General features: G+C 58.5%; 15 protein-coding genes. 9 read left to right on the plus strand and 6 right to left on the minus strand.

Translation table 11 applies throughout. The annotated features are described in order from the left end of the window. Nucleotides 1-213 precede the first annotated feature (213 nt). Genes ccmI through ACGYKA_RS16930 form a run of 4 tightly spaced genes read right to left on the minus strand, consistent with a single transcriptional unit; the run spans nt 214 to nt 4,404 of the window. A complete protein-coding gene (gene ccmI / locus ACGYKA_RS16915) occupies nt 214-1,371 on the minus strand; it encodes a c-type cytochrome biogenesis protein CcmI (protein ID WP_043847209.1) in 1,158 nt (385 codons plus the stop codon). Next, nucleotides 1,368-1,838 (minus strand): cytochrome c-type biogenesis protein, encoded by a 471-nt coding sequence (locus ACGYKA_RS16920; RefSeq protein WP_009824475.1) that lies wholly within the window; start codon nt 1,836-1,838, stop codon nt 1,368-1,370. Before ACGYKA_RS16920 ends, ccmI begins: the two co-directional genes overlap by 4 nt. After that, nucleotides 1,835-2,401, minus strand: a complete 567-nt coding sequence (locus ACGYKA_RS16925) for a DsbE family thiol:disulfide interchange protein (protein WP_009824474.1) — start codon at nt 2,399-2,401, stop codon at nt 1,835-1,837. Before ACGYKA_RS16925 ends, ACGYKA_RS16920 begins: the two co-directional genes overlap by 4 nt. A 2-nt stretch (nt 2,402-2,403) precedes the next feature. Further along, nucleotides 2,404-4,404: a heme lyase CcmF/NrfE family subunit gene (locus ACGYKA_RS16930; RefSeq protein ID WP_043847210.1), complete on the minus strand. Its 2,001-nt coding sequence runs from the start codon at nt 4,402-4,404 to the stop codon at nt 2,404-2,406. A gap of 196 nt (nt 4,405-4,600) precedes the next feature. Here ACGYKA_RS16930 and ACGYKA_RS16935 point away from each other — a divergent pair, with 196 nt between their 5' ends. The 8 genes from ACGYKA_RS16935 to ACGYKA_RS16970 all read left to right on the plus strand — a co-directional run bounded on the left by ACGYKA_RS16935 (nt 4,601) and on the right by ACGYKA_RS16970 (nt 12,045). Next, complete coding sequence (locus ACGYKA_RS16935) at nt 4,601-5,146, plus strand: calcium-binding protein (RefSeq protein WP_043847211.1); 546 nt, start codon at nt 4,601-4,603, stop codon at nt 5,144-5,146. A 39-nt stretch (nt 5,147-5,185) separates the two neighbouring features. Then, a complete protein-coding gene (locus tag ACGYKA_RS16940; RefSeq protein WP_088664277.1) occupies nt 5,186-5,653 on the plus strand; it encodes a rhodanese-like domain-containing protein in 468 nt (155 codons plus the stop codon). Between the two features lies 1 nt (nt 5,654). Further along, nucleotides 5,655-7,106 (plus strand): multicopper oxidase family protein, encoded by a 1,452-nt coding sequence (locus tag ACGYKA_RS16945; RefSeq protein WP_043847217.1) that lies wholly within the window; start codon nt 5,655-5,657, stop codon nt 7,104-7,106. A gap of 70 nt (nt 7,107-7,176) precedes the next feature. Beyond that, nucleotides 7,177-7,320 (plus strand): hypothetical protein, encoded by a 144-nt coding sequence (locus ACGYKA_RS16950; RefSeq protein WP_009824469.1) that lies wholly within the window; start codon nt 7,177-7,179, stop codon nt 7,318-7,320. After that, nucleotides 7,310-7,984: a TVP38/TMEM64 family protein gene (locus ACGYKA_RS16955; RefSeq protein WP_043847219.1), complete on the plus strand. Its 675-nt coding sequence runs from the start codon at nt 7,310-7,312 to the stop codon at nt 7,982-7,984. Before ACGYKA_RS16950 ends, ACGYKA_RS16955 begins: the two co-directional genes overlap by 11 nt. An 87-nt stretch (nt 7,985-8,071) precedes the next feature. After that, a complete protein-coding gene (gene petA, locus ACGYKA_RS16960) occupies nt 8,072-8,629 on the plus strand; it encodes a ubiquinol-cytochrome c reductase iron-sulfur subunit (RefSeq protein ID WP_009824465.1) in 558 nt (185 codons plus the stop codon). Between the two features lie 121 nt (nt 8,630-8,750). Then, nucleotides 8,751-11,096: a heavy metal translocating P-type ATPase gene (locus ACGYKA_RS16965; protein WP_043847221.1), complete on the plus strand. Its 2,346-nt coding sequence runs from the start codon at nt 8,751-8,753 to the stop codon at nt 11,094-11,096. Nucleotides 11,097-11,181: 85 nt separating this feature from the next. Further along, nucleotides 11,182-12,045, plus strand: coding sequence for a cation diffusion facilitator family transporter (locus ACGYKA_RS16970; protein ID WP_227512169.1), 864 nt, complete (start codon nt 11,182-11,184; stop codon nt 12,043-12,045). A gap of 117 nt (nt 12,046-12,162) precedes the next feature. Here ACGYKA_RS16970 and ACGYKA_RS16975 read toward each other — a convergent pair whose 3' ends face one another. Next, on the minus strand, nt 12,163-12,804 hold the full coding sequence (locus tag ACGYKA_RS16975) for a Crp/Fnr family transcriptional regulator (protein ID WP_108895363.1): 642 nt from the start codon (nt 12,802-12,804) through the stop codon (nt 12,163-12,165). Between the two features lie 137 nt (nt 12,805-12,941). Here ACGYKA_RS16975 and ACGYKA_RS16980 point away from each other — a divergent pair, with 137 nt between their 5' ends. Next, nucleotides 12,942-13,325 (plus strand): hypothetical protein, encoded by a 384-nt coding sequence (locus tag ACGYKA_RS16980; RefSeq protein ID WP_009824461.1) that lies wholly within the window; start codon nt 12,942-12,944, stop codon nt 13,323-13,325. 69 nt (nt 13,326-13,394) lie between these two features. On the opposite strand, the gene lgt is transcribed toward ACGYKA_RS16980, so the two are convergent. Beyond that, nucleotides 13,395-14,324, minus strand: coding sequence for a prolipoprotein diacylglyceryl transferase (gene lgt, locus ACGYKA_RS16985; protein ID WP_050672452.1), 930 nt, complete (start codon nt 14,322-14,324; stop codon nt 13,395-13,397). Nucleotides 14,325-14,409 lie beyond the last annotated feature (85 nt).

A 14,409-nucleotide genomic window follows, 5' to 3' on the forward strand; every position in this document is an offset into this window, starting at 1 on the left:
TCGGGCAAGCTTTGCCCACTTGAGCCCCCTTCCGTGACACGGGATGCGGCACACGACGTCATGCTTCCCGTAGGATGTCGCTTGGTCGGTCAGTCTGAAGGTACTACCCACGAAATAGTCTGTGACGACGGCCGGACCGGATGGGCTTTCGATTAAGCGCCAAACCTTGATCCTGCCTCACATTCACCTGCACAGCGACGGTCGCCCACGCCACTACGGGCGCAACCGTTCCAACGCGCTTTGCACGGCTTGACGGCGCGGGTCATCTCCCGGCACCTCCGACAACAGGATTTCAGCGTGTTCAAACGCCGCGATTGCCGGCGCGGTATCACCCAGAACCGAATAGGCATTGCCAAGCCGCATCCATCCATCAAGATCGTCAGGCTCATCTTCCAGCCGCGTGGCCAGCCGTTCGACCATCGAGCGGATGAAATCCTGTCGTTCCTCCACACTCATGTCCTGCGCGTTTTCGATGTCTTCCTGTGTCGGGCCGGACGCACTGGTCTTCGGGGCATAGTCGGCCAGCGAGATCGGAGCCTTGCCGATCTTCGCGCCAATCCGGTTGGCTTCGCCAACAAAGCTTTCCATCCACGGGAAAAACCTATCCGCATCGTCCAGCCGGGCCACCAGCGTTTCGTGAGCCCGAGCCTCATCGCCCTTCTGCTCGAGCGAGACTGCCTTGAAAAAGGCAGCACCGGGATTGGAAGGATCCAGTTCGTACGCCCGATCAATCGCGGTGTCCGCTTCAGGTGTCACCACACCTTGCTCTGCGTAGATCAGAACCTCGGCCAACATGGAGAAGACGGCGGAATCGGCCTCCGGTCGTTGTGCGACAACTCTATATGCATCGGCTGCATCCGCATACCGGCCCATTTTCGAATAGGTTTGCCCCAGCAGCATCCAGCCTTCCGAAGGCCCGCCTTCGGGGTCTGAACTGAGCCGGACGTACAGACGATCTGTCAATTCGGCGATTTCCGCCGCTTCCTGCCGTTCAGTGGCACGTTCGGCAAAGGCGACACCTGGGATCTCTGGCGAGCCCATTGCGGAGTAATATCCAAAAGCGAAGACCGGCACGAACACTGCGCTCAGAACGACCATCAAGCGGCCCCCTGCCGCCGGTTTCCCATCTGACAGAACGGACCGGCGCGACTGCACGAGGATCCGTCTCTTGATCTCCTGCTCCGCCGCCGTGGCCTCGGTGTCGGAAATGACACCGCGCTCAAGATCCCGCCGAACCTCATCCAACTGATCCATGAGGACCGCATCCGTGGCGTCAGCCGGGACGGGTGTCCGCGACGACCGATGGCGCAGCGGCAGGCCCATGAAAAGCAGACCTACAACGGATAACAGGGCGAAAACCAACCAGATCATGAACCGTCCTTTGAAGCGTTCTCTTCAATGAAACGCGCAATTTCCGCTTTTTCGTCATCGGAAAATCCCGTTGCGGCAGCCCTGCGCCGGCTTCTCGAAATGACGGTCCAGCCGACAAGCAGCGAAACAAGCGCAAACACGAAGGGCGCCATCCAGAGCGCGAGAGTGGCGCGATTCAGGGGCGGGCGCATCAGGACATAATCGCCATACCGGGCGTGGATGTACGCGATGACCTCCTTGTCGCTGTCACCGGCAACAAGCCTTTCGCGCACCAGTATGCGCAGGTCCCGCGCAACCCCGGCGTTGGAGCTGTCGATGTCCTGATTCTGGCAGACAACGCAGCGCAGTTCCCGTGATATTTCACGGGCGCGTTGCTCCAGTACAGGATCCTGCAACATCTCGTCTGGCTCGACCGCCAAGGCCGTCACCGGAAGCAGCAGGAGGAAAGCAAATGCGATATACCTCATCCGTTCTGGCCCCTTGCTAACGCGCCAGCCTGGATCAATGCTTCCCTGAATGTGGAAATCGCCGTTTCGCCCACGACGGGGCCGACATATCTGAACAACACCGTCCCGTCAGAGCCGACAATGAATGTTTCAGGTACGCCCGAAAGGCCCCATTCAATCCCCACTCTGCCGCTCAGATCAGACCCGATCCTTTCGTAGGGATTGCCAAGCTCAGCAAGCCATTTAGTCGCATCCTCCGGCTTGTCCTTGTAATTGATCCCGAACAACGTCAGCCCGTCCTTTTCGACCATCTGGGTCAGAACCCCGTGTTCGGCCCGGCAGGGCACGCACCACGAGGCAAACACGTTCACGATGACCGGTCGCGGGTTCCCGACCAGATCGGCGCGGGAAAGCCCTGGCGTCTCCAACCCGTCGACAGCGGCCAGATCGAATTCGGGTGCCGGCTGCGAGATCAGAACCGAAGGAATGTTGTTCGGGTCCCGGTCCGGGTTCAAGCCCCACAGAAAAAACCCCCCGAAAATGGCCGCGATTGCCAGCGGAATGAATGCCAGTATACGTCCCATGCCTACTCCGCAGGAAGTGCTGCGGGCGCTGTCGCCTTGCGACGGGGTGCCCCGACGCGCAACCGCCGGTCAGACAGCGAAAGACCCCCACCAAGCACAAGCATCGCCGATCCGATCCAGATAAAGTTGACCAGAGGTTCATACAGGATGCGCAGGGTCCAAGCCCCTTGCGTGCTCTCGTCCTCGGCGGCCGGATTTGCGATGGACGCATAGAGATCACCGGCCATTGTCGATCTGATGGCGCTCTCTGTGGTGGTGGTTTGCGCGACCGGATAGGTACGCCGCTCCGGGAAGAGATCGGTGACATAGTTCCCCTCCCGGGCCACACGAAGCGTGCCACGATCCGCGAAGTAATTTGGCCCACGCACACGTTCGGCCCCCTCAAAGGTGACATCGAACCCACCAATGCTGACCTCTGTACCGGGCCGGACAAAGATGATTTCCTCGGATTTCCAGACCGTCGAGCCGATAAATCCGAACATCGCCATCGCGAGCCCCGCATGAGCCAGTGTCATCCCATGAGAGGATCTGGGCAGGTTGCGTGCACGGCGCACCGATTCCGGGAACGGTGCCTCAAACAGCTTTATGCGCATCGCCCATTCCCGCAGGGTTGAGAAAAACAGCCAGAATGCAAGCATCAGCGACAGATACCCCAACACCGGACCGCCCTCGGCGAGATACCAGGTCACCAATGTCGCGAGCACGGCCAGAACGACCACGAAACGCAACCGCTGCAGAACGCCCGCCAGATCGGCACGTTTCCAGGACAGGTAAGGCCCCAGCCCCATCGCAAAGACGAGCGGCAGCATCACGGGAATAAAGGACGCATTGAAGAAGGGCGGCCCCACCGACAGTTTTTCACCGCCCGTCGCGGCTTCGTAGAAGAGCGGGTACAAGGTGCCGAACAGCACAATGCCGGTGGCCGTGGCCAGCAGCAGGTTGTTCACCAATAGCCCCGCTTCCCGGCTGATCGGCTTAAACAGGCCGCCGGGCTCCATTGTCGGCGCGCGCCAGGCAAACAGAGCAAGGGAACCGCCGATCGAAACGGCCAGCAATCCAAGGATATAAAGTCCCCTTTCCGGGTCGACCGCGAATGCATGCACAGAGGTCAGCAGGCCCGATCGGACAATGAACGTGCCCAAGAGCGATAGGGAAAAAGTCAGGATCGCCAGAAGGATTGTCCAGCTTTTGAACGCATCCCGTTTCTCCGTCACGATTGCGGAATGCAGCAGTGCCGTGCCCATCAGCCATGGCATGAAACTGACGTTCTCAACGGGATCCCAGAACCACCAGCCGCCCCAGCCAAGCTCATAATAGGCCCACCAGGATCCCAGCGCGATGCCTGCGGTCAGGCTCATCCAGGCAGCCAGCGTCCACGGACGTACCCACCGTGCCCAGGCCGCGTCCACCCGCCCTTCGATCAGGGCGGCAACCGCGAACGAAAAGACAATCGAGAACCCGACATACCCGAAGTAGAGAAGCGGCGGGTGCATGGCGAGACCGACATCCTGCAATAATGGGTTGAGGTCCTGACCGTCGTCTGCCGGAGGGAAAACGCGGTCGAAGGGATTGGACGTCAGCAGCATGAAAGTCAGGAAACCGACACTGATCCAGGCCTGCACCGACAGCGTTCTTGCCTTCAGCGACAGAGGAATGTTCGATCCGAAGAGGGCGACCGCCGCACCAAACACCGTCAGGATAAGGGTCCACAGCAACAGGGATCCTTCGTGACTGCCCCAGGTGCCTGCCACCTTGAACAGCATCGGTTTGAGTGAATTGGAATTCTCCACCACGTTCTTGACCGTGAAGTCGCTTGTGACGAAGGCTTGCATCAGCGCCAGAAACGCGATGCCGACAAAGAAAACCTGACCGAACGAGGACCATCTGGCAGACTGCATCCACAGGATGTTTCCGCGCCCCGCACCGAGGATGGGCAGCACACTTTGAACAAGCGCCATGGCCAAGGCCAGTGCCAGCGCGAAATGACCGATTTCAGGTGTCAAAGGATCATCAGCCTCTTCAATGAATTCACTGGATCGACGTCTGTCTAGCAAATCGTCCGGCGAACTGTGAGTGGTTGCTTTGTCACCGTTTGTAACAGGATGCTGTGACAAATGATTACAAAACGGCCCGCGCTTGGCCTTTAATCAAAGCGCTATAACGCCAATGTATCTAGGGTAAGTCTGAAAGGAATGAGAAATGAAAAAACAAGAAATTATTGCGCTTGGCGTGGTGATCGCGGTTGGCATGGCGCAAACAGCATTTGCGGAATCCGACGGGGCTGCCGACAGCAAGCCTGACAGCGGGAATATGTCCGGCATGGCGATGGGCGATGGCGACAATCAGATGGGCATGATGGGCGGGGACATGATGCCGATGATGCGAAAAATGATGAAGATGCATGCCGCTATGATGGGTGGCCAGGGCAACATGATGGGAATGATGGATCGGGACATGATGTCGACAATGATGTCCGGTGGACAGCCTCATGAAATGGCCGCGCAGATGTCCGAAAAAATGCGGGAGTTCGATGCGAATTCCGATGGAGCGTTGACACTTGACGAGTTCGAAGCCTTGCATATGGACGCAATGCGCGCGCGCATGGTAGATCGCTTTCAGCATCTCGATGCGGACGGTAACGGCCAGATCTCTCAGGACGAGATGGAAGATGCCGGTACACGGATGAGCAAAATGAACGGTACTTCCACCGGAACGGACATGGAAGGTCATCATGACAGCGAATAAGGGTCAAGCCTGCGGCACTCAGCTTGATGGGGGCAAATTATGGCCTTCTTTCTGACGCGCCGCGGCGCAAGCCTTGCGATGTTGGCCAGTTCCGTTGCACCTTTCTCGGCTGTCGCCCAGACCGCCGAGGTCTGGTCGGCGGACATGGCAGCAGATGCGCTGCAACAGGACCTGATCCGGATGATCGACGTTCGGTCGCGACCGGAATGGACCGACACCGGCGTTGCCGACGGTACCTGGCCCATCAGCCTGCATGAGGACCGTTTCGCCGAGCGGCTTTTTGCCGCCCGGGAACGGGCCGAAGGGCAGCCTGTCGCGCTCATCTGTGCGACAGGCGGGCGGTCTGGCCGCGTCATGCGAAGTCTTCGGCAGGCTGGCTACAGCGGCTTTCTTGACGTATCCGAAGGCATGCTCGGTTCTGCCGCCGGACCGGGCTGGATCGCGGGCGGTTATCCGGTCGTCAGTGTCGATATGGCTCTGGCGGCGCTGCCAGAGGAATTGAGTTGAAGTGAAACTGTTGAACCGTCGAGAACTGTTGGGCCATGCCGCAGGCTTTGGGGCTGCATTTGCCCTGCCATCGGCTGCATTCGCGGCATCGGACAAGAGGCTCGCGTATCCTCCCCTTCTCGATGCGACGACATCCCGGCTTTTTCAGCTGGAAGCCCGCACGGGCGAGACCCGTTTTGACGACGGTGCCGCCAGCGAAACGTTCGGCTACAACCAGGGATACCTTGGCCCGACGATCCGGGTGCAGGCCGGGGTCGAGACACGGGCAGAGGTGCACAACACGCTTGGCGAGCCGATGTCGGCGCATTGGCACGGGTTGGTTGTTGCCGGTGAGTTCGATGGCGGACCACATCAGGCCATCGCACCGGGAGACACCTGGAAGCCGGTGCTGGACCTTGACCAGCCCCCGGCAACGGCCTGGTATCACAGCCACATTCACGGCGCGACGGCACGGCAGGTCATGCTGGGGCTGGCGGGTGTTCTGCAGGTGACGGATGACGCGGATGACGCCCGTGGATTGCCATCCGCCTACGGGGTCGATGATCTGACCCTTGTATTGCAGGACCGTCAGTTCAACTGGCGCGGACGCCTGAAATACGATCCCGGCATGCACCAGTCCATGAACGGGTTTCAGGGCGACACAATGGTTGTGAACGGTCAAATCGGCGCGTCGGCAGCGGTTCCGAAGGGGATCGTGCGGTGCCGTGTCGTCAACGGCTCGAATGCGCGGGTTTACCGCCTGTCCATGTCTGACAGCCGGTCGCTTCATCTCATCGCGACAGATGCCGGATTTCTGGATCGACCGATTGCGCTGAACCGCCTGACCCTTGCACCAGGAGAGCGCGCAGAAGTGCTTGTGGATTTCACAAGCGGGCGGGACAGTGTTTTGAAGTCCGACGATATCATTAATTCGGCCATGGGCGGAATGATGGGCGGCGGCGGTTCCGGCAGTCCATTCACCGTGCTGCCTTTCGCTGTCGACACAACCCTTCCGGTTCGCATCGACGCCCTGCCCGGCTCTCTGGACGGGCAGTTGCCTGATCTTGCGGTCAAGGACGCGCCAGTCCGACGTCTGTCACTGGATATGTCGATGGGCATGGGGATGATGTTCTCGCGGTCCGGTAACCGATTTTCGATCAACGGCGCGTCATACGATTCGGGAACGCTCAATTTTTCCACCAAACTCAACAGCATCGAGCGTTGGATTGTGCGTGGGGCCATGATGATGCACCCGTTCCATGTTCACGGCGTCCGGTTTCAGGTCCTGTCGGAAAACGGTACGGCACCGCGTGCAGAGAACAGGGGTTGGAAGGATACGGTACTGGTGGATGGTGAAGTGGAGCTTGCGATGAAATTCGAAAAACCTGCCTCAGCGGCTGCGCCCTACATGTATCACTGCCACATTCTGGAACACGAAGACGGCGGCATGATGGGGCAATTCAGTGTTGCTTAGCGCAGAAATCCCTTTACCCTCCGCTGACAGGAACCTTTAGGGGAATCCTATTCCTCGATAGAGGTTTGAGATGAAAACCGAATTGCACATCAAGCGGCTGACCCTCGCCGGCGGGCTGTTGATCGTCATCTCTGCGCCTATGCATTTCATCTTGCCCGAGCAAAGGCCAATTGTCTTCGCAGCTCTCTTTCTTTTGGTGCTCCATGCCGCTTAGCAAACCGCGCCTGCATCGGGTTGGGCTATGGTTGGTGGTTGCGCTTGGCGTACTTTTGATAGCCATATGGGCAATGGGATATGGCCCGGCGATAGCCCGCGAGACTATCGAGGTCTGGATAGAGCGGGCCGGCGCTTTGGGACCGTTGCTCATCATCGTGCTCATGATGGTTTCGATCGTGGCAAGCCCCATTCCAAGTGCACCGGTCGCACTGGTGGCAGGCGCGGCGTATGGTCATGTTGCCGGAGCTGTCTATGTCGCCATCGGGTCGGAACTGGGTGCACTCGTGGCATTCATCATCGCCCGCTATATCGGGCGCGACCACGTTGAGCGCTGGCTTGGGGATAAGGCCGGTTTCGGGTTATTGGGCTCTCAAAATCTGTTGATGTTGACGGTGTTCGCGTCTCGCCTCTTGCCCTTCATCTCGTTTGACGCAATGAGCTACGCTGCCGGTCTCAGCCGCCTGCGCCTTTGGCGGTTCCTGATCGCAACTCTAGCAGGCATTCTTCCAGCCAGTTTCCTGCTCGCGCATTTCGGAGCAGAGGCCATGTCGGGAGATTTCGGCACTGCTGAGTGGATCATCATCGGTCTTGGATTGATGACTGCCGCACCGTTGCTGGTCGCAGCGCTCTGGCGAACAAATCGGTCAACCAACGCTTCCTAAGTCTGAGTATGTCAGCAAAAATGAAAACCGTGATTGCCTACTTTACCATTGACCTTCCCCCACAGGAAGCTGCGACCGTGAATCGCTATGGATACACAAACACCACAACTCCGCCGGGATTTTCTGTACTACGCCACCGCCGGAACGGGCGCGGTTGCCGTAGGGGCTGCGGTCTGGCCATTGCTCAATCAGATGAACCCATCCGCCGATGTCCGCGCGCTGTCCCAGATCCGCGTCGATATCTCCGGTGTGGAACCCGGAACGCAATTGACTGTCAGTTTTCTCGGCAAGCCGGTGTTCATCCGGCACAGGACCGACGCGGAAATCGCGCAGGCCCGTTCGGAAGATGTGCTTTCCCTTCCTGATACCGTCGCCAGAAATCCCAACATATCCGGAGATGACCTGGCCACCGATGCAAACAGGGCAGTGGCGGGAAATGAGAATTTCTTGGTCATGATAGGCGTTTGCACGCATCTGGGATGTGTACCACTTGGTGACGGAGCCGGCGATTTTGGTGGTTGGTTCTGTCCCTGTCATGGCTCCCATTATGATACAGCAGGACGCATTCGAAAGGGTCCGGCACCGGAGAACCTGCATATTCCCACGATGTCCGTTTCGGAAGACATGATACTGACCCTGGGCTGACAGGAGCTTCGCGCATCGCGAAGGCCCATAAAATTCATACGCAGCGTTGTCGGAAGAGTCTTGACCCTCCAGTAACTGGAAGGGTTATGTGTTCAATTGTCTTGAAAACGGGAATTAGAAGATGGCCACGGACCAAGAACATCATCACGACATGACGCGCACCTCGACCGCATCAGACCCAGATACAGCGACCGACCCGGTGTGCGGCATGACCGTCGAGATAGACGAAGACACGCGCAGTGCCGAGTATGATGGAGAGGTCTTTCATTTCTGCTCGGAAAACTGCGAAACCAAGTTTGGCAAAGACCCATTTTACTATGCGTCGGGAAACGCCCAAAAGACACCAGCACATGGCGAGGCCGGTACGCAATGGACCTGCCCGATGCATCCGCAAATCCTGAAGGATGAGCCCGGGTCCTGTCCGATCTGCGGCATGGCGCTTGAACCGATGCTTCCATCGGACGAGCCGTCAGAAGAGTTGTCCGATTTCACAACACGCATGTGGATCAGCGCGGCAGCCGCCGTTCCGCTGGTTATCCTGACGATGGGTGAACTGGTCGGCCTACCTGTGCGGGAATGGATCGGACATCAGACGGCTGTCTACATCGAATTCGTCCTCGCAACCCCGATCATTCTCTGGGCGGCTCTTCCCTTCTTCAAAAGGGGGTGGGAATCGATCAGGAATATATCGCCGAACATGTGGACCCTGATCGCGCTTGGCGTCGGGGCTGCCTATATCTATTCGCTTGCCGCAACATTCCTGCCCGGCATTTTCCCCGAAGCGTATCGAAACGGCCAAAGCGTCGGGACATATTACGAAGCTGCGGTTGTGATCGTTGCGCTGATCTTTGTCGGTCAGGTGCTCGAGTTGCGCGCCCGCGAACGGACGGGTGATGCCATCCGTGCATTGCTCGATCTCGCACCAAAAACGGCGCGGCGGATCCTGCCGGACGGGACGGAATATGACGCACCTCTCGAACACATTGTTGAGGGTGACAGGTTGCGGGTACGCCCCGGCGACAGCATACCCGTCGATGCCGAGGTCCTCGAAGGGCATTCATCTATCGACGAAAGTATGATCACCGGAGAGCCGTTGCCGGTCGAGAAAACACAAGGCGACCGGGTCACAGGCGGCACGATCAACAAGAACGGCACATTGGCGATCCGGGCCACACAGGTCGGTGCGGACACGGTCCTGTCCCAGATCGTGGACATGGTGGCAGGTGCAAAGCGGTCGCGCGCGCCGATTCAGGGTCTGGCGGACCGGGTATCGTCCGTCTTTGTTCCGACGGTTGTCGTCATTGCGATCATATCCTTCGTTGTCTGGCTGTTCTTAGGGCCCGATCCCGCGCTCGCCTTCGCTGTTACTGCAGCCGTATCCGTTCTTATCATTGCTTGCCCCTGTGCCTTGGGCCTTGCGACGCCCATTTCGATCACAACGGCGGCGGGCCGCGGGGCACAGGCTGGCGTTCTGATCAAAGACGCCGAAGCACTGGAACGCATGGCGCGTGTCGATACCGTCATCGTTGACAAGACCGGAACACTCACCGAAGGGCGCCCCAAGCTGACAGACGTGGTGCCCACGGGGGACAAGGCTGAAAATGACCTGCTGACAATGGCTGCGGCCCTCGAACGGGGCTCCGAACATCCGCTGGCCGAAGCAATAGTCGAGGGTGCGCTGGCACGGGGGCTGACGCTTCCGAACGCAACGGAATTCGAAGCCGTGACTGGCAAGGGCGTGAAAGGCATGGTCGATGGCCAGGTCGTGGCACTTGGGAATCCCGCCATGATGGCAGAGATCAACGTTGACGCTTCGATTGCGGAATTTGCTGCGGACGACCTTCGTGAATCTGGAAAGACAGCAATGCTTGTGGCGATAGATGGCACTTTTGCCGGCATTGTCGCTGTTGCCGATCCCATCAAGGAGTCCACGGCAGACGCCATCGATGACCTTCATCGCCTCGGTCTCAGGGTCATAATGGCAACCGGTGACAATCAGAAAACCGCCGAAGCCGTCGCCGCAAAGCTGGGTATTGATGAAGTCCACGCAGGCGTCTTGCCCGAAGACAAGAAGGCATTGGTGGACTCCCTCAGACAAGAAGGGGCCCGGATCGCCATGGCAGGAGACGGCGTGAACGATGCCCCTGCCCTGGCGGCGGCTGATGTGGGCATTGCGATGGGCACCGGTGCCGACGTTGCCGTGGAAAGCGCAGGCATCACCCTTCTGGGTGGTGATCTTGTCGGCATCGTGCGTGCGCGCCGATTGGCAAAGGCAACGGTGCGAAACATCAAGCAGAACCTGTTTTTTGCCTTCGCCTACAATACCGCAGGTGTGCCCATCGCGGCTGGTATTCTCTACCCGTTTTTCGGCCTTCTTCTGTCGCCGATGATCGCCGCCGCCGCGATGAGCCTGTCTTCGGTCTCCGTCATTAGCAATGCACTGCGGCTGCGACGGGTACGGCTTTAGTCGCAAACTAAGGAGATAGATGATGGCAGGCGGACATCAGGGGCATATGCCGTCCGGCGGCAAGGGGCTGGCGATATCAGCCTAGTTGACCGGCATCTATTTTGTGATTGAACTGGCGATTGGCCTATGGACAGGGTCAATCGCGGTCATCTCCGACGCGTTCCATACCTTTTCGGCCGTGGGCGGTGTGCTGGTCGCCATTGTCGCGGCGCGTATGGCGTTGCGTCCGGCGGATGAAGAGCGGAGCTTTGGCTGGGCGCGCGCCGAAATCATCGGCGCCCTTGTGAATGGCGGCTTCTTGCTGGCCATGGCGGTTGTTGTCATCGCGATGGCTGCCATGCGCATGTCTGCGCCAATTGATCTTCCAACGGGTCCGATGCTGATTGCGGCTGCCGGGGGGCTCTTTACGGAGTTCATTTCGCTTGCGCTGATCTGGAAGCAAAGCAAGGAAGATCTGAACACGAAGGGAGCGTTCTGGCATATCATCCAGACCTTTGTTGGCAGTCTGTTGATCATCGTGACCGCCCTCGCAATCGAATTCACCGGGTTTCTGCTGATCGACCCGCTGCTTGGCATGGCGTTCGGGTTTGTCCTGCTATGGGCGAGCTGGGGATTGCTGAAAGAAGCGGCGCATCTTTTGATGGAAGGCACGCCTCCCGAAGTGAGTCTGCCTGAAATCAAACGTACCCTTGAAGAACTGCACGAGGTTTCCGATGTTCACCATATTCATGCCTGGGCGCTGACAAGTGGCAAGCATGTCTTCTCCGCGCATCTGCGTGTCACAGATCAAGAAGAGGTCCTGCAAACCGCCTACGACATGCTGCGTAAGGACTTCGGGTTCTTTTTCGCAACCCTGCAGATCGAAACACGGTGCTTCGACGAAAGCGGCGCTGAGGCAATCGACCTTTCAGCGGCGAGCAGTAAGACAGGGCATAACGGCGATCTTTGAAAACAGGTCATCGTCGCGGGCAGCAATTCTCATTGTTATCGGGCAAGCGAAATACCCGCCAAGCTTTGCTACCGCACCTTTTGTTATCTCGAACCGGGCATGGTCCGGCTGATCCATTCAGGGGCGCAAATGATACGTTCCCCGGGTCGGATTTGCGATCCGGCCATCATTCACAAGCTTTCGCAAGGCCCGATAGGTGGCCTCGTGCGAAAGGTGCAGCGCGCTGGCAAAATCGACAACGGAGCTTTCAAGCAGGCCCGCCACCATACCGGCATAGACCCGTTCTTCTGCGCGGCGGATGCCTACGATCTCAAGCGCCTGACGTTGCGCTTGTATCTGCTGTGCCGCTTGCCGCGCATAGGCGCGTGCAAAATCCGGATCTGCAAAGGCAGACAAGACCGCCGCTTTGTCGATCTGTACAAACGCCCCAGCCTCCGCCACGACCGCATCGCAGTGGTATCTATCCGAAAACACCGATGCTTCGGCAAGGCTCATCCCGGGCTCGGCACGGTAGATGATAAATCGTTCGCCATCCGGGCCGACACGCTCAAGATGAACGCGCCCGCACTTAACAACATAAAGGCCGCAGGTCCGCGCGCCCTGACGAAAGACCGTATCCCCTGCGGCCCTCGTCAGCGGACGCAAGGCGGAGGGCGGTATGAGATTATAGGGTTCAGGCATCATATGATCCAAATCATATTTCAGGGTCCGATCAGGTACTAGGCTGAATCCGAATACACTCAGGAAAGGCTGGTCCATGCGACTGATACCCGTTCTCTTCGCTGTCTTGCTTGCGACACCCGTTACGCCGCAACAAATGCATTCATCCATGGGTCACGCGTCCGACGCCCCAGGAAACCGGCCAGTCCGCCTTCGCCGCATTGGCCGAAATAGTTGTGCTGCTCCAGGCCGATCCCGAAACCGATTGGGGCGCCGTCAATATCGACAAACTGAGGGACCATCTGGTCGATATGGACCTTTTGACACGAAAGGCAGAGGTCACCCGCATTCTGCGGCCCGACGGGGCACGGTTCGAAGTGCGTGGCAGCCCGCGTGTCCTGTCGGCCATCAACACAATGGTTCCCGCCCATGCACCGTTCCTTGCCGGTGAAACAGGCTGGAGTGTTGCGTCAGAAGAAATGGAGGATGGTGTCGCACTGATCGTGGGTGGCGATGGTGAACAAATACAGGGCCTTGGTTTCTTTGGTCTGATGACAATCGGTGTACATCATCAAGAGCACCATCTGATGATTGCGAAAGGACGCAAGCCGCATCATTGAGCACGCGCCCAAGGCTCATATGCGGACCCAGGCCGCAATGGTCACTTCGCCAACACTACGCTCGGATATTCACAAAGAATCTGATGTCGACACCAGATCCGCAGAATTAACCGTCACACGCCTGCGGGACCATACGATCAGGGCCGCGCCAAGGATAATCATCGGCAACGACAGCAGTTGGCCCATTGTCAGCCCATAGCCCGCCCAATGAACCGCATGTCCAATCGGGTTGTCCTGCGTGACGAACTGCATATCAGGCTGCCGGAAGAACTCGACAAGGAACCTTGCGCTTCCGTATCCCGCCAGGAACAGGCCAGTAAGGCTTCCGGGAAAGCGCAGCCAACCGCGTTTCCAGGCCAGAAAGATCAGGACCGAGCCAAGCAGGATACCCTCCAGAAGAGCCTCATAAAGCTGGGACGGATGGCGGCCACACAGGCCCACGACGCCCGCACAGGACTGGGCCGCCTCGCCGGGGAATGCCACCGCCCAGGGCACATCGGTCGGACGGCCCCAAAGCTCGTTATTGGTGAAGTTGGCCAGCCGACCGAGGAAAAGACCCGGTGGTGTTGCAACAGCGAGCAGATCCGCCGTTGATAGAACGGGTGCGCCGTTGCGATAGCAAAAAAGCAAGGTGGCCACGACCACGCCGAAAAAGCCGCCATGAAATGACATACCACCCTGCCAGACCATGAAGATTTCGACGGGGTTCTGAAAATAGTACTGAGGTTGATAGAAAAGCACGAACCCCAGCCTGCCCCCCACGATCACGCCCAGAATGATCCATGTCAGCAGGTCTTCCAGTTGCTTGGGTTGCAGCGGCGGCGCCCCGGCCCCCCAGACTGACGAAGAGCGGACCAATGCGACACAGATGCGCCAGCCGATAAGGAGGCCAACAATATAGGCCAGCGCATACCAACGCAGGGCAAAGCGGAACGATCCGATATCAACGGCAAAAATCTCTGTTCCGATGTCAGGAAATTGGATAATCGAAGTCAGCATTCTTTGTTACCTTTGCCTGTTTCACACAAGGCCACATTTTGTTTCCCGCAACGGACGTTGGCGCGTTCAACCCTGTTGTCCCCAG

It is taken from the genome of Sulfitobacter sp. 1A15106, from assembly GCF_043556995.1.
GTDB lineage: Bacteria > Pseudomonadota > Alphaproteobacteria > Rhodobacterales > Rhodobacteraceae > Sulfitobacter > Sulfitobacter faviae.

Coding starts and splice junctions, on each gene's coding strand:
- ACGYKA_RS16940 (WP_088664277.1), top strand. CDS start 5,186: ATGGCCTTCTTTCTGACGCGCCGCGGCGCAAGCCTTGCGATGTTGGCC.
- ACGYKA_RS16965 (WP_043847221.1), top strand. CDS start 8,751: ATGGCCACGGACCAAGAACATCATCACGACATGACGCGCACCTCGACC.
- ACGYKA_RS16935 (WP_043847211.1), top strand. CDS start 4,601: ATGAAAAAACAAGAAATTATTGCGCTTGGCGTGGTGATCGCGGTTGGC.
- ccmI (WP_043847209.1), bottom strand. CDS start 1,371: ATGATCTGGTTGGTTTTCGCCCTGTTATCCGTTGTAGGTCTGCTTTTC.
- ACGYKA_RS16975 (WP_108895363.1), bottom strand. CDS start 12,804: ATGGACCAGCCTTTCCTGAGTGTATTCGGATTCAGCCTAGTACCTGAT.
- petA (WP_009824465.1), top strand. CDS start 8,072: ATGGATACACAAACACCACAACTCCGCCGGGATTTTCTGTACTACGCC.
- ACGYKA_RS16920 (WP_009824475.1), bottom strand. CDS start 1,838: ATGAGGTATATCGCATTTGCTTTCCTCCTGCTGCTTCCGGTGACGGCC.
- ACGYKA_RS16950 (WP_009824469.1), top strand. CDS start 7,177: ATGAAAACCGAATTGCACATCAAGCGGCTGACCCTCGCCGGCGGGCTG.
- lgt (WP_050672452.1), bottom strand. CDS start 14,324: ATGCTGACTTCGATTATCCAATTTCCTGACATCGGAACAGAGATTTTT.
- ACGYKA_RS16955 (WP_043847219.1), top strand. CDS start 7,310: ATGCCGCTTAGCAAACCGCGCCTGCATCGGGTTGGGCTATGGTTGGTG.
- ACGYKA_RS16925 (WP_009824474.1), bottom strand. CDS start 2,401: ATGGGACGTATACTGGCATTCATTCCGCTGGCAATCGCGGCCATTTTC.